11 protein-coding genes and 1 CRISPR repeat array are annotated in these 13,814 nt (G+C 73.4%); of the genes, 7 read left to right on the top strand and 4 right to left on the bottom strand.

Annotated elements, in window-relative coordinates:
• Positions 1-34 precede the first annotated feature (34 nt).
• Positions 35-1,585, top strand: coding sequence for a cobyrinate a,c-diamide synthase (locus tag ABZX96_RS14050; protein WP_355543048.1), 1,551 nt, complete (start codon positions 35-37; stop codon positions 1,583-1,585).
• A 52-nt stretch (positions 1,586-1,637) separates the two neighbouring features.
• On the opposite strand, the gene ABZX96_RS14045 is transcribed toward ABZX96_RS14050, so the two are convergent.
• The gene (locus ABZX96_RS14045) at positions 1,638-2,363 is read right to left on the bottom strand and encodes a ZIP family metal transporter (RefSeq protein WP_355543246.1); all 726 of its coding nucleotides are present in this window, start codon (positions 2,361-2,363) and stop codon (positions 1,638-1,640) included.
• Between the two features lie 284 nt (positions 2,364-2,647).
• Here ABZX96_RS14045 and cobC point away from each other — a divergent pair, with 284 nt between their 5' ends.
• Both cobC and ABZX96_RS14035 read left to right on the top strand, forming a co-directional pair.
• Positions 2,648-4,273, top strand: a complete 1,626-nt coding sequence (cobC, locus tag ABZX96_RS14040; RefSeq protein ID WP_355543243.1) for an Rv2231c family pyridoxal phosphate-dependent protein CobC — start codon at positions 2,648-2,650, stop codon at positions 4,271-4,273.
• Positions 4,274-4,695: 422 nt separating this feature from the next.
• Positions 4,696-5,212: direct repeats of the CRISPR family, unit length 29 nt; unit sequence GGGACCACCCCCGCACGCGCGGGGACCAC.
• Positions 5,213-5,521: 309 nt separating this feature from the next.
• On the top strand, positions 5,522-6,520 hold the full coding sequence (locus ABZX96_RS14035) for a bile acid:sodium symporter family protein (RefSeq protein WP_355543240.1): 999 nt from the start codon (positions 5,522-5,524) through the stop codon (positions 6,518-6,520).
• A gap of 24 nt (positions 6,521-6,544) precedes the next feature.
• Here the strand turns inward: ABZX96_RS14035 and ABZX96_RS14030 are convergent, their stop codons facing one another.
• Together ABZX96_RS14030 and ABZX96_RS14025 are read right to left on the bottom strand one after the other, a co-directional pair.
• Complete coding sequence (locus tag ABZX96_RS14030) at positions 6,545-7,636, bottom strand: amidohydrolase family protein (RefSeq protein ID WP_355543045.1); 1,092 nt, start codon at positions 7,634-7,636, stop codon at positions 6,545-6,547.
• A complete protein-coding gene (locus tag ABZX96_RS14025; protein ID WP_355543042.1) occupies positions 7,629-8,048 on the bottom strand; it encodes a pentapeptide repeat-containing protein in 420 nt (139 codons plus the stop codon). The genes ABZX96_RS14030 and ABZX96_RS14025 overlap by 8 nt, the downstream gene beginning before the upstream one ends.
• Positions 8,049-8,610: 562 nt before the next feature.
• On the opposite strand from ABZX96_RS14025, the gene ectA reads away from it, so the two are divergent.
• The 4 genes from ectA (at position 8,611) to thpD (ending at position 12,007) form a co-directional block, all read left to right on the top strand.
• A complete protein-coding gene (gene ectA, locus ABZX96_RS14020; RefSeq protein WP_355543237.1) occupies positions 8,611-9,096 on the top strand; it encodes a diaminobutyrate acetyltransferase in 486 nt (161 codons plus the stop codon).
• A 127-nt stretch (positions 9,097-9,223) separates the two neighbouring features.
• Positions 9,224-10,492: a diaminobutyrate--2-oxoglutarate transaminase gene (gene ectB / locus ABZX96_RS14015; protein WP_355543039.1), complete on the top strand. Its 1,269-nt coding sequence runs from the start codon at positions 9,224-9,226 to the stop codon at positions 10,490-10,492.
• A 67-nt stretch (positions 10,493-10,559) separates the two neighbouring features.
• Positions 10,560-11,000 carry an ectoine synthase gene (locus tag ABZX96_RS14010; protein ID WP_355543036.1) on the top strand — a complete coding sequence of 147 codons (441 nt, stop codon included), beginning with the start codon at positions 10,560-10,562 and terminating at the stop codon, positions 10,998-11,000.
• 107 nt (positions 11,001-11,107) lie between these two features.
• A complete protein-coding gene (thpD, locus tag ABZX96_RS14005; protein ID WP_355543034.1) occupies positions 11,108-12,007 on the top strand; it encodes an ectoine hydroxylase in 900 nt (299 codons plus the stop codon).
• Positions 12,008-12,169: 162 nt separating this feature from the next.
• Here thpD and ABZX96_RS14000 read toward each other — a convergent pair whose 3' ends face one another.
• Complete coding sequence (locus ABZX96_RS14000) at positions 12,170-13,693, bottom strand: maleylpyruvate isomerase family mycothiol-dependent enzyme (protein ID WP_355543031.1); 1,524 nt, start codon at positions 13,691-13,693, stop codon at positions 12,170-12,172.
• Between the last annotated feature and the right edge of the window lie 121 nt (positions 13,694-13,814).

Below are 13,814 nucleotides of genomic sequence, written 5' to 3'. Positions count from 1 at the left end.
CTTCGAGTTCAGCGCGTTTTCGAGTGAGGACTTCTTGAGCACCATCCCCCGTCTGGTCATCGCCGCGCCGTCCTCCGGCAGCGGCAAGACCACCGTCGCCACCGGCCTGATGGCGGCGTTCACCGCGGCCGGGCTGTCGGTCTCCCCGCACAAGGTGGGCCCCGACTACATCGACCCGGGCTACCACGCCCTGGCGACCGGCCGCCCCGGCCGCAACCTGGATGCCTACATGTGCGGGCCGGAACGCGTCGCCCCGCTGTTCCTGCACGCCGCGGCGGGCGCCGACCTGGCGCTCGTCGAGGGCGTCATGGGGCTCTTCGACGGGGCCGCAGGCCAGGGCGAGCTGGCCTCCACCGCCCAGGTCGCCAAGCTGCTCCGGGCCCCGGTGGTGCTGGTCGTGGACGCCTCCTCGCAGTCCCGCTCGGTGGCGGCGCTGGTGCACGGCTTCGCCTCCTGGGACCCGGGCGTCCGGCTGGCCGGGGTGATCCTCAACAAGGTCGCCTCCGACCGCCACGAGGACCTGCTGCGCACCGCCATGGACGACTCCGGCGTCCCCGTACTGGGCGTGCTCCGCCGCGCCGAACAGGTCCGTACGCCGTCCCGTCACCTGGGCCTGGTCCCGGTCGCCGAGCGGCAGACGGAGGCCGTGGAGTCGGTGCGGGCGCTGGCGGACCGGGTGCGCGCGGGGTGTGATCTGGACGCCCTGCTGGCTCTGGCCCGGTCGGCGCCGGCGCTGCCGGGGACGGCCTGGGATCCGGTGGAGGCGGTGGCGGCTGTCGGCGGGCTTCCGGGCGGGGGTGCGAGTGCGGGTGCGCTTCCGGGTGCGGGTGCGGGTGCGGGCGCGAGTGCGAGTGCCGGTGCGGGTGCGGATGGGGCCGGCTCGGCGGTCAGGCAGGGGACCACCGCCAGGCCGATGACCACCGCCAGGCCGGTGATCGCCGTCGCGGGCGGTGCCGCGTTCACGTTCTCGTACGCCGAGCACACCGAGCTGCTGACCGCGGCCGGTGCCGAGGTGGCCGTTTTCGACCCGCTGCGGGACGAGCGGCTGCCCGAGGGGACGCGCGGGCTGGTCATCGGCGGCGGGTTCCCCGAGGTCTACGGGCCCGAGCTGTCCGCGAACGCGCCGCTGCGCGCCGCCGTGGCCCGGCTGGCCGCCTCCGGCGCGCCGGTCGCGGCCGAGTGCGCCGGACTGCTGTACCTGTCCCGCTCTCTGGACGGCAGCCCCATGTGCGGGGTGCTGCCCGCCGACGCGCGGATGTCCGGGCGCCTCACCCTCGGCTACCGCGAGGCGGTCGCGCTGGCGGACAACGCGCTGGCCGCCGCCGGGACGCGGGTGCGCGGCCACGAGTTCCACCGGACGGTGCTGGAGCCGGGCGCCGGCGCCGCGCCCGCGTGGGGGATGACGCACCCGCAGCGCCGCGTGGAGGGGTTCGCCGAGGGCGGGGTGCACGCGTCGTACCTGCATCTGCACTGGGCGGCGGAGCCGTCGCTCGCCCGTCGGCTGGTGGCCGGTGCCGCGTCCGGGGCCGGGGCCGGGGCCGGGGCCGGGGGGACGGTCGCGGTGAAGGCCGCCGGGAGTGCGTGAGCATGTAGTGGTGCTCGCGCATCCGGTACGACGGGAACGTTGCACGGCGCCCTCAGTCCGCCAGGCCGACCACCAGCCATATGAAGCCCACCCCGGCCACCGTGCAGGCCAGGGTGGACCGCGCGGGGTGATCGTGGTGGGCCTCCGGCAGGATGTCGGAGGTCGCCAGGTAGAGCAGCACCCCGCCGAAGAACCCCAGGTACACCCCGAGCAACTGCTCCGGCAGGGTGAACAGCAGAGTGGACGCGGCCCCGAGGACCGGGGCCACCGCGTCCGCGCCGAGCATCGTCAGCGCCCGCTTCCGCGCGTTCCCGTACAGGCTCGTGATCGTGTACGTGTTGAAACCGTCCGCGAAGTCGTGGGCGATGACCGCGAGCGCCACGGCCACCGCCATCTCCTGGCCGACTTGATAGGCAAGGCCTATCGCGAACCCGTCCATGACGCTGTGCACCACCATCGCCGTCGCGGCCGTCAGCCCCACCTGCGGAACCCGCTCCTCGGGATCCATCCCGTGCGCCGCCTTGCGGAGCGCCAGCCACCGTTCCAGCAGGTGCGCGGCGAGGAACCCAGCCACGAAGCACAGCAACGCCGCCGGCACCCCGAACACCTCGCGCCCGGCGGCCTCCAGCGCCTCGGGCAGCAGGTCCAGCCCCACCACGCCCAGCATCAGCCCGCCGGCCAGCCCCAGCACCAGGTGCCTGCGGTCGGTGACGCGCTGGGCCACCAGGCCCCCGCACAACGTCATCAGGAACGCGCCCAGCGCGATGACGACCGGCACGGTCTCACCTCTTTCCAGGGGCACCGGCTTTCCTGTCACCGGTCGATCCACCGCCGGCGCCCCTGTCACGGGCGTACCCGGCGTCGGCACCGTGACGCCCGCCCCGCCCGCCACCGGTCACTCGGCCGCCTCCGTGGGCGCCTGGTGGTCGTCGGGCGGCGTGCGGGCGGTTCGCGGGCCGGAGGGCGGTGGGTTCCGTCCTGGCCTTCCCGTACGGCCCATACAGAACGGGCGCGGGCGTGAGGGACGACGTACGCGGCTCCGGGCACGGGTCTCCGGAGCCGGTGACCGGCGACGGCCGAAACCGGCTGAGCATTGGGGTAGGCGCCCGCCGGGGAGTGCCCGCCGGGGAGGTCCTCGACCTGATCGCCGACGCCCTCTCGTCGGTCGCCGCCCCGGCGCGTCCGGACTCGTCGTCCATCGCCGTGCTGGCCACGGTGGACGGCAAGGCTGACGAACCCGGCGTGATCGAGGCGGCGCGGCGGCTCGGCGTGCCGTTGCGGACGTTCCCGGCCGAGGTGCTCGCGGCGGTGCCGGTGCCACGGCCCTCCGCCCTGGTCGCGGCCGTCACCGGCACGCCGAGCGTGGCGGAGGCCGCCGCGCTGGCCGCCGCCGGTCCCGGGGCCACACTGCTCGTTCCCAAACGGAAGTCGGTGCCTGGAGGACGTGCCACCTGCGCCGTCGCCCTATGCCCCGCCACCTCACCGAAGCCATCCGCAACACACGCACCACCTGCACCGCACCAAGGAGACCCCGTGTCCACTCCTCCCGCCCCCCGTTCCGGCACTGCGAACGAGCCGGACCTCCGCCACCACGGCGACCGCGAGGTGCGGGACGCGGCCGGGGAGCTCACCGACCTCACCGACCTCGCCGTCAACGTGCGGGCCGGTACGCCTCCCGCCTGGCTCAAGGCCCGCATCGCCGCGTCACTGGACGGCCTCGCCGCCTACCCGGACGGCCGGGCGGCCCGCGAGGCCGTCGCGGCCCGGCACGGGCTGCCGCCGGAGCGGGTGCTGCTGACGGCGGGCGCGGCGGAGGCGTTCGTCCTGATCGCCCGCGCCATACGGGCCCGGCACCCGGTCGTGGTGCACCCGCAGTTCACCGAGCCGGAGGCGGCGCTGCGGGACGCCGGGCACGTGGTGGAACGGGTCCTGCTCACGGAACGGGACGGTTTCCGGCTGGGGGCGGACTCGGTACCCGAGGACGCCGACCTCGTCGTCGTCGGCAACCCCACCAATCCGACCTCCGTCCTGCACCCGGCCGAGGCGCTGGCTCGGCTGGCGCGCCCCGGGCGCACGCTGGTCGTGGACGAGGCCTTCATGGACGCGGTCCCGGGCGAACCCGCTTCCCTGGCCTCCCGGACCGACGTCCCGGGCCTGGTCGTGCTGCGCAGCCTCACCAAGACGTGGGGACTCGCGGGCCTCCGCGTCGGGTACGTGCTGGCGGCCCCAGAGATCATCGCCGCCCTGGAACAGGCCCAGCCCCTGTGGCCCGTCTCCGCACCCGCGCTGGCTGCGGCCGAGGCGTGCTGCGAACCGGCCGCGCTCGCGGAGGCCGCCGAGGCGGCCGAGACCATCGCCGCCGACCGGGCGTACCTGCTGTCGCGGCTGCGCGAGTTCCCGGGCATACGGGCCATGGAACCGGCCGCGGGTTCCTTCGTCCTGATACGGATGCCGAAGGCGGCGGCCGTCCGCGAACGGCTGCGCACGCTGGGGTTCGCGGCGCGGCGCGGGGACACGTTCCCGGGGCTGGGGCCGGAGTGGCTGCGGCTGGCGGTTCGGGATCGGGGGACTGTGGATCGGTTCGTGGTGGCGTTGGAGAAGGCGGTGGGGGAGGTTGGGGGGCCGGGCGGCGCGGCCGAAGCTGCGGATCAGCCCCGCACAGGCGGGGAGCACCCGGCGCGGCTGTAGAGACGCACCCGCCCCTTGGGGCCATCCCCGCACACGCGGGGACCACGCCGAACACCTCGGCCGGTTCGCGACCGGCTGGGGACCACCCCCGCACGCGCGGGGACCACTCCGCCGTCTCCTTCTTCCCCGGCAAGAAGTCGGGACCACCCCCGCACACGCGGGACCACTCCGCCGACCGGTCCCACACCACGGACCACTCGGGACCACCCCCGCACGCGCGGGAACCACTGGTGCTCACCAGCGACGGCGTGCACGACGCCGGGACCACCCCCGCACGCGCGGGGACCACCAGGGGCATCTGCAAGGCCCGAAGACCGTGGTGGGACCACCCCCGCACGCGCGGGGACCACTTGATCCGCTCCCCCAGCGCCTCCCCTCTCCGGGGACCACGCCCAGATCGTCCCCGAGCGGCCGACCGTTGAGGGACCACCCCCGCACGCGCGGGGACCACGCCTCTGGATCGTCGTCCTCGTCCGTCGGCAGGGGACCACCCCCGCACGCGCGGGGACCACGAGCACCCGCCCGAGGAACCCACCACGTGCAGGGGACCACCCCCGCACGCGCGGGGACCACAGTGTGGAAAGGCGGTTGATGGCGCCGCGGAGGGGACCACCCCCGCACGCGCGGGGACCACCCGTGCGCCGCAGTCGGGCCCTGGGGGCCCTTGGGACCACCCCCGCACGCGCGGGGACCACCGGAACGATTGCTCCGGTGATAAGGGGCAGGCGGGACCACCCCCGCACGCGCGGGGACCACTTGTGGCGATCACGCGCCCGACTGTCAACGCCGGGACCACCCCCGCACGCGCGGGGACCACGCCGCCGCCCTCGCCCTCCTCGCGAAGATCGCGGGACCACCCCCGCACGCGCGGGGACCACCGCCCGCTCCTCGGCCGCCCGCCGTGCCTCCCGGGACCACCCCCGCACGCGCGGGGACCACAGGCCGCGACCTGCGGATTTACCGGCGCCGACCCCTGTTTTTACTCACTTTCAAAGATTCGCGCACATCAGCCATTTCGGGCCTCTCCGGACACCCTCCACCGCAGCGCAACCTCCATCCCTCCCCCGGCCGCTCAGTGCCCCCATCCAACCAGCCCGCCCCCTGCCCCAGTTGCCCAGGTTGCCCCCACGAAGCCACCGCACCACGCCCCGCGCGGAAGCCCGTCCAGCATCCGAAACCCCGTGCTCCCTGCAACCACACCACCGCTAAGGTGCCGCCGTGCCGACCGAGCAGACGAAACCCCCGACCGTGCCGCAGCCGTCGAGCCCGCCGGGCCGGAAGACGAACACAGCGCCCGCCCACAGCGACCTCCCCTCCTCCGACCGCGCCGCGCGTCGCGCGGTCACGGTCTTCCCGCTGCTGGTGATCGCCGCAGGGGCGATCGGGCTGCTGTGGCCCGCGCAGTTCACCGGCTGGGCGCCCGCCGTGCCGTGGCTGCTCGGGGTCGTGATGTTCTCCATGGGGCTGACGCTGACGCCGCCGGACTTCGCGGCGGTCGCCAAGCGGCCGTGGGCCGTGGCGCTGGGCCTTGTGGCGCATTACGTGATCATGCCGGGGCTCGGCTGGCTGGTCGCTACCGTGCTGGACCTGCCGCCGCAGCTTGCCGCTGGGGTGATCCTCGTCGGCTGTGCGCCCAGTGGCACCGCGTCCAACGTCGTGACCTACCTCGCCCGGGGCGATGTCGCCCTCTCGGTCTCGGTGGCCACCGTCTCCACGCTCGTCGCCCCGCTCGTCACCCCTCCCTTGACGCTGCTGCTCGCCGGGCAGTTCCTGGACGTGGACGCGGGCGTGATGGTGACCGACATCCTGAAGACGGTGTTGCTGCCGGTCCTGGGCGGACTCGTCGTCCGACTGCTCGCGGGTCGTTACATCGACAAGGCGTTGCGAGCGCTGCCGTGGGTCTCGGCGCTCACCATCGCGGTCATCGTGCTGACCGTCGTCTCGGGCAGCGCCGCGCGCATAAAGGACGCGGCGGCGCTGGTGCTGCTGGCGGTCGCGCTGCACAACGGGCTGGGGCTGGCCCTCGGGTACGCGGCCGGGAAGGTGGCCCGGCTGGGCGCGCCCGCCTCCCGGGCGATGGCCTTCGAGGTCGGGATGCAGAACTCCGGCCTCGCCGCTTCCCTGGCCACCGCCCACTTCAGTCCGGCCGCCGCGCTGCCCGCCGCCGTGTTCTCCGTCTGGCACAACATCTCCGGCGCGCTGACGGCGGCATGGATGGGCCGGAGGCGGCGGCGCGGCGAGGACTGATCCGGCTCCGCCCCCGTACGCCTCTCAGCGCACCACCCGCCCCCGCAACACCACCCGCTGCGGCGCCCCCAGGACGCGGACATCGGCCCTCGGGTCGGCCTCGTACACCACCAGATCCGCGGAAGCGCCCTCCGTGAGCCCGGGGCGGCCGAGCCAGGACCGGGCGCCCCAGGTCGTCGCCGAGAGGGCGGCCACCGGCGGGAGGCCCGCCTTGACCAGTTCGGTCACCTCCTGGGCGATCAGGCCGTGGGCGAGCGAGCCGCCCGCGTCCGTGCCGGCGTAGATCGGCACCCCGGCCTCGTACGCCGCCCGGACGGTCGCGTAGCGGCGCTCGTGCAGTCGGCGCATGTGGTCCGCCCAGCGCGGGAACTTCTTCTCGCCGCCCTCCGCGAGCCGCGGGAAGGTCGCGATGTTGACGAGGGTGGGGACGATGGCCACGCCCCGCTCGGCGAAGAGGGGGATGGTCTCCTCGGTGAGTCCCGTGGCGTGCTCAATACAGTCGATGCCCGCCTCGACGAGGGGTCGGAGGGATTCCTCGGCGAAGCAGTGGGCGGTCACCCGGGCGCCCAGCCGGTGGGCCTCGGCGATCGCCGCCGCCACCTCGCCGGGTGGCCAGCAGGCGGACAGGTCGCCGGACTCGCGGTCGATCCAGTCGCCGACGAGCTTGACCCACCCGTCGCCGCGCCGCGCCTCCTGGGCGACGTACGCGACGAGGTCCTCGGGCTCGATCTCGTGGGCGTAGTTGCGGATGTAGCGGCGGGTCCGGGCGATGTGGCGGCCCGCGCGGATGATCCGGGGCAGGTCCTCCCGGTCGTCGATCCACCGGGTGTCGGAGGGCGAACCGGCGTCGCGCAGCAGCAGTGTTCCGGCCTCGCGCTCGGTGAGCGCCTGCTCCTCGCTGGTCGCCTTGTCGACGGGGCCGTGGGCGTCCAGGCCGACGTGGCAGTGGGCGTCGACCAGGCCGGGCAGCGCCCAGCCCCGTACCGTCCTGACGTCCCGTGCCCCCACCGGCCGTTCGTACGTCACCCGGCCGCCGACGACCCAGAGTTCGTCGTGGACCTCGTCCGGCCCGGCCAGGATCCTGCCCTTGATGTGCAGCACCGCGCTCTCACTCATGAACGCACTGTATGCGCAGGGGTGTAGGGGTCCGCCAGGGGCTTCGGGCCGTACATGCGGGAGTCTCGGGAGGATAGGTCTGGCGTCTCCTCGCCGACGAGCCGACGAGCCTGTGGCCGGTGGCGCGTCCGCCGGTCCTTCCGGCAGGTCCTCGTCCTCCTGCACGCCCGGCGGTGACCGTCACACCCCCGGAGGCGACCGCCACACCTCGGCGGCGACCGTCACGCCCGGGAGACAACCGTCCGGCAACGCTCGCCCGGCCGACACCACCCGAGGAAAGCGGACGCCAGGAACCGGACACCGGAAACCGGGCGCCACGAAAACGAGCACCATGAAAACGAGCACCATGAAATCGGGCCCCGGAAAAGCGAACGGCCCACTCATTCCCCGTTCCCCGTTCCGCGCTTCTCATGCGTTTATCGCCGCCAATTCCCCTATTCCCTCTCCCGGCGGTTCCCCGAGTTCTCCTGCCCGGCCTTCCCGGGCCCAAACGCAAGAATTTGAGAAACCGGCAAGCCCGGCGATTCCGACATCATTCACAGCCGCGCGAAGCTGTGATCGACTCCACAGCACGCCCGTTTCGCCCGGATATAACCGACCAAAAACCCCACCGAACCGCCCGCTTCGCGCACCCGCGCACCTCCGCGCGATAACACAACACACCCCGCCCACGTAACCCCATCCCCCGATGCAATTTCTTTTTCCGCTGGGTACATTCCTCTCGCATGACCGCCGCACAAGCAGACCTTGTACGTGCCCGAGGCAGAAACGGAGAAATACCGGAGAGCCCGGAAGGCCATCCACCGGAAACACCGGACGAGACATCACTCGAAACGCAGAGCGGAACGCCGAGCGAAACGCAGAGCGAAACGCAGAGCGCGACACGGAGAAGAACCTCGGGCGGGACGCCCGGCGCAGCCCGGGGCGGTGCCGACAGCCCCGCCCCCGCGCTCCCCGCCGGCTGCGCCCTCGACATCCCGCGCGTCGCGGACGGGGCCGCCATCTGGCGCATCGCCCGCGACTCCCAGGTGCTGGACCTCAACTCCTCCTACAGCTACCTGCTGTGGTGCCACGACTTCGCCGCCACCTCCGCCGTCGCCCGCGACCCGCACGGCGAGCCGGCCGCCTTCGTCACCGGCTACCTGCGGCCCGAGTGTCCGCGGACGCTGGTGGTCTGGCAGATCGCGGTGTCCGGCGCGTACCGCGGCCGGGGGCTGGCCGCCGCGCTACTGGACGGGCTGGCCGACCGGGTGGCGCGGACGGCGGGGATCGACCACGTCGAGACCACGATCGCGCCCGGCAACGCGGCCTCCAACCGACTGTTCGCGTCGTTCGCCGAGCGGCACGGCGCGTCCGTGGAGCGACGCGTCCTGTTCGACGCCGGGCTCTTCCCCGAGCAGGGGCACGAGCCGGAGGTGCTGCACCGCATCGGCCCGCTGGCGCCCGTCGCCCGCAACTGACAACACGTCACGTACCGCATCGGACCGTTGGCGCCCGTCGCCCGCGACTGACAGCACGTCACGTCCCGCACAGCACCGGTCGTCTCACCCACCCCACCAGCCCCTCACCCCCAGGAGCAGCGACGTCATGACCATCACCCAGCCTGATCTGAGCGTCTTCGAGACCGTGGAGTCGGAGGTGCGCAGCTACTGCCGCGGCTGGCCCACCGTCTTCGACCGGGCCCGGGGCAGCCGGATGTACGACGAGGACGGCCACACCTACCTCGACTTCTTCTCCGGTGCCGGGGCGCTCAACTACGGCCACAACAACCCCGTACTCAAACGCGCCCTGCTCGACTACCTCGAACGGGACGGCGTCACCCACGGCCTGGACATGTCGACGACGGCCAAGCGCGCGTTCCTGGAGAGCTTCCAGAACCACGTGCTGCGCCCCCGCGACCTGCCGTACAAGGTGATGTTCCCGGGCCCCACCGGCACCAACGCCGTCGAGGCCGCGCTCAAGCTGGCCCGCAAGGTCAAGGGCCGCGAGTCGATCGTGTCCTTCACCAACGCCTTCCACGGCATGTCGCTGGGCTCCCTCGCCGTCACCGGCAACGCCTTCAAGCGCGCGGGCGCCGGCATCCCGCTCGTGCACGGCACGCCGATGCCGTTCGACAACTACCTGGAGGGCCGGGTCCCGGACTTCCTGTGGTTCGAACGGCTCCTTGAGGACCAGGGCTCGGGCCTGAACCGGCCCGCCGCCGTGATCGTGGAGACGGTGCAGGGCGAGGGCGGCATCAACGTCGCCCGTCCCGAATGGCTGCGCGGGCTCGCCGACCTGTGCGCGCGTCGCGACATGCTGCTGATCGTCGACGACATCCAGATGGGCTGCGGACGCACCGGTGGCTTCTTCTCCTTCGAGGAGGCGGGCATCGTGCCGGACATCGTCACGCTCTCCAAGTCCATCAGCGGCTACGGGCTGCCGATGTCGCTCACCCTCTTCAAGCCGGAGCTGGACGTGTGGGCGCCGGGCGAGCACAACGGCACCTTCCGCGGCAACAACCCGGCCTTCGTCACCGCCGCCGCGGCCCTGGACACGTACTGGGCCGACGGCGGAATGGAGCACCAGACCCGCGCCCACGGCGAACTCGTCCGCTCGCACCTGAGCGCCATCGCCGCCGAACACCCCCGGCTGGGCGCGACCTTCCGCGGCCGGGGCCTGGTCTGGGGCCTGGAGTTCGCCGACAAGGGGCTCGCCGAAAAGATCGCCGCCCGGTGCTTCGAACTCGGCCTGCTGATCGAGACCTCCGGCCCGGAGAGCGAGGTCGTCAAGCTGCTGCCCGCCCTGACCGCCACTCCGGACGATCTGGACGAGGGCCTGCGCATCCTCGCCCGCGCCGTCCGGGACTGCGCCTGAGCCGGACCGAACCACCGCATTCCCTCATATCACCGACATATCACCGACCGAAAGGCACCATCGCACCATGATCGTCCGTTCGTTCAAGGACATCGAAGGCACCGACCGCCACGTCAAGGCGAAGTCCGGCACCTGGGAGAGCAAGCGCATCGTGCTCGCCAAGGAGCGCGTCGGTTTCTCCCTGCACGAGACCGTCCTGTACGCGGGCACGGAGACGTCGATGTGGTACGCGAACCACATCGAGGCCGTCCTGTGCGTCGAGGGCGAGGCCGAGCTGACCAACGACGAGACCGGCGAGCGGCACACGATCACGCCGGGCGTCATGTACCTGCTCGACGGGCACGAGCGGCACACCCTGCGCCCGAAGACCGACTTCCGCTGCGTGTGCGTCTTCAACCCGCCGGTCACCGGACGCGAGGACCACGACGAGAACGGCGTGTACCCGCTGCTCACCGAGCCGGAGGCGGAGACGGGGACGGAAAGCGGAACCGGCGCCGAGGCCGCCTGAGGCCCGTCAGGACCGGGACGAGGCCGAGACCGCCTGCGGCCAGGCCGCCTGGAGCCGGGGCCGAGACCGAGGCACCCACGAGAAGAACAGGAGAGGAAGGCACCACCATGACCACCGCACCCGAGCAGACCACCGACCTGTACCCGACGCGCGGGGCCACCGAGGTGATCACCCCGCGGCAGGACCCGGTGGTGTGGTCGCGCCCCGGCGAGGACGGCCCCTTCCAGCCCTCCGAACTGGCCGACTACGAGCGCGACGGCTTCTTCGCCATCGACGAACTGCTCACCGGGCAGGAGGTCGCCCACTACCGGGCCGAACTGGACCGGCTGGTCAACGACCCGGTGGTCCGGGCGGACCCGCGCGCGATCGTCGAGCCGCGCTCGCAGGACGTCCGGTCCGTCTTCGAGGTGCACCGCGTCAGCGAGGTGTTCGCCGAGCTGGTCCGCGACCCGCGCGTGGTGGGGCGGGCCCGGCAGATCCTCGGCTCGGACGTGTACGTCCACCAGTCCCGGATCAACGTGAAGCCCGGTTTCGGCGCCTCCGGCTTCTACTGGCACTCGGACTTCGAGACCTGGCACGCGGAGGACGGCCTCCCTCGCATGCGGACGGTGTCCGTCTCGATCGCGCTGACCGAGAACTACGACACCAACGGCGGCCTCATGATCATGCCGGGTTCGCACCGCAGCTTCCTGGGGTGCGCGGGCGAGACGCCCAAGGACAACTACAAGAAGTCCCTCCAGATGCAGGACGCCGGCACGCCCTCGGACGAGGCGCTGACGGAACTGGCCGACCGGCACGGCATCCGCCTGTTCACCGGCAAGCCCGGATCGGCGACCTGGTTCGACTGCAACGCCATGCACGGTTCCGGCGACAACATCACGCCGTACCCACGCAGCAACGTCTTCATCGTGTTCAACAGCGTGGAGAACGCGGCCGTGGAGCCGTACGCTGCACCGGTGCGGCGCCCTGAGTACATCGGGGCACGCGACTTCACGCCGGTGCGGTAGGCAGGGGACGGGCACGCCGATGCGGTAGGCAGGGGACGGGCCGGGGTGGCATCGAGACCGGGCCACCTCGGCCCTGATGCCACCCCCGGCGCCGAGGTCAAGAGGCCCGGCCCCGAGATCAAGAGGCCCGGCCCCGAAGTCAAGAGGCCCCCGCCTCTCACCTCACAGCCACGCCAGCGACGCGGCCGTCTCCAGCACCCGTTGGGAGGCGACCGCGTCGCCCGCGTGCCCGCGCGCGATCTCGTCCGGTGTCCGCCGCCCGCCGAAGAGCAGGCAGAAGTCCTCGGCCTCCAGCACCAGTTCGGCGGCGATCGGCTCGGCGTCGGAGCCCAGCACCCAGTCGCCGCCCGCCTCGCCCTCCACCGACAGCAGCACCGGCCGGGCGTCGGGCCCGAGCGCCAGGTCCAGGACGCGCACGGCCAGGCCCACCAGCCGCTGGAGGTGCACGGGCAACGGCGGCGGCACCGACCGGCCCAGCGCCCGGCCGATGTCCCGGGTGTGCACCCAGGTCTCGAAGGCCCGGATCACGTAGTGGTCGGCGACCGGCAGCCGGACGCCCATCAACGTCGTCGCCGTCGCCGCCAGTTGGACGTCCCCCGCCTCGGGCAGCGCGAGCAGCCCATGGGCCTGGGTCCGCCACGCCTCCTGGGTCTCCGCCGGGGGCCGGGTGTGCTCGTACGCCACCACCTCCTCCGTGCGCGCCGCCCAGCGCAGTCGCCACGGCGCGCCCGTACCGGCCGGGTCGCCGGGCGCACCCGGCATCGTGACGGGTGCCAGCCCCAACCGCTCTGCCAGCGCCTCGTCGGCGGCGACGAGGTGGGCGAGGGTGCCCTGCACGTCCCAGTCGTGGACGACGGGGGTGCCCCAGCGCGCCGGATCGTCCTCCAGTTCCCGCAGCAGCACGTCCAGCCCGGCCACCGCCGCCGCGTACGGGGCCGCGTGCGGGGCCGGCGGGCCGTGGCCGGGCCGTACGGCGCGGGCCGCGGCCATCAGCCGGCCGCGCGCCAGCCCGGCGTTGCCCTTGCGCGCGGCGCTCTTCGGCCCCCCGGTGACCGGCTCCTCCAAGAGCCGCACCGCCGCCCGCAGCCGCTGCGCCTCGGCCGCGCAGTCGGGACAGCCGGACAGGTGGCGCCGCACGCGGGCGTCGTCGCCCGGCATGTCGGCGCCCAGCACCCAGGCGGCGAGCAGCCCGCTCACGTCCTCGTGGCAGTCGGGGGACGACGGGCCGACGGGGTCGGCGGCGGCCTCCGGGCCGACGGGTCCGGCGAAGCCGGGGAAATCGGCGGACGCCGGGAACTCCGCGGAAGCATGCGGATCGCTGGGATCGGCGTAGGCGGCGCCGCCGAACCCGGGGGGCTCGGCGGGGCTGCCGGAAACGGAGGGTTCGGACGCGGCGAGGGGGGCGCCGGTGCCTCCCGGGGCGCCGGTGCCTCCCGGGGAGCCGGGAGCGGGGCCTTCTTCGGACGAGGGCGCGCCGGAGCGGGAGCCGGGGTCGGGGCCTGCTTCGGACGGGGCCGCGCCGGAGCGGGAGCCGGTGGGCTCTTCCTTTCCCGGCGGACCGGGATCGGTGACTTCGCCGTCTCCGGACGAGCCGGGACCGGTCACTCCCCCATCGCGGGACGAGCCGATCACTCCCCCATCGCCGGACGAACCCGTCACTCCCCCATCCCCAGGCGAACTGGTCACTTGCCCATCCCTAGGCAGGCCGGTGCCCGCGCGGCCCACGTCCTCCGTTTCCGAACGCCCCGGGAGATCCGGGAGATCCGGGAGGTCCGGGAGATCCGGGGCGCCCAGGCCGTCCGGGACA

Origin of the sequence: Streptomyces sp. NPDC003077, assembly GCF_040611095.1 — a bacterium.
Classification (GTDB): Bacteria; Actinomycetota; Actinomycetes; order Streptomycetales; family Streptomycetaceae; genus Streptomyces.
The sequence above is the reverse complement of the archived record's forward strand: the minus strand, read 5'-3'. Positions and strand labels throughout refer to the sequence as shown.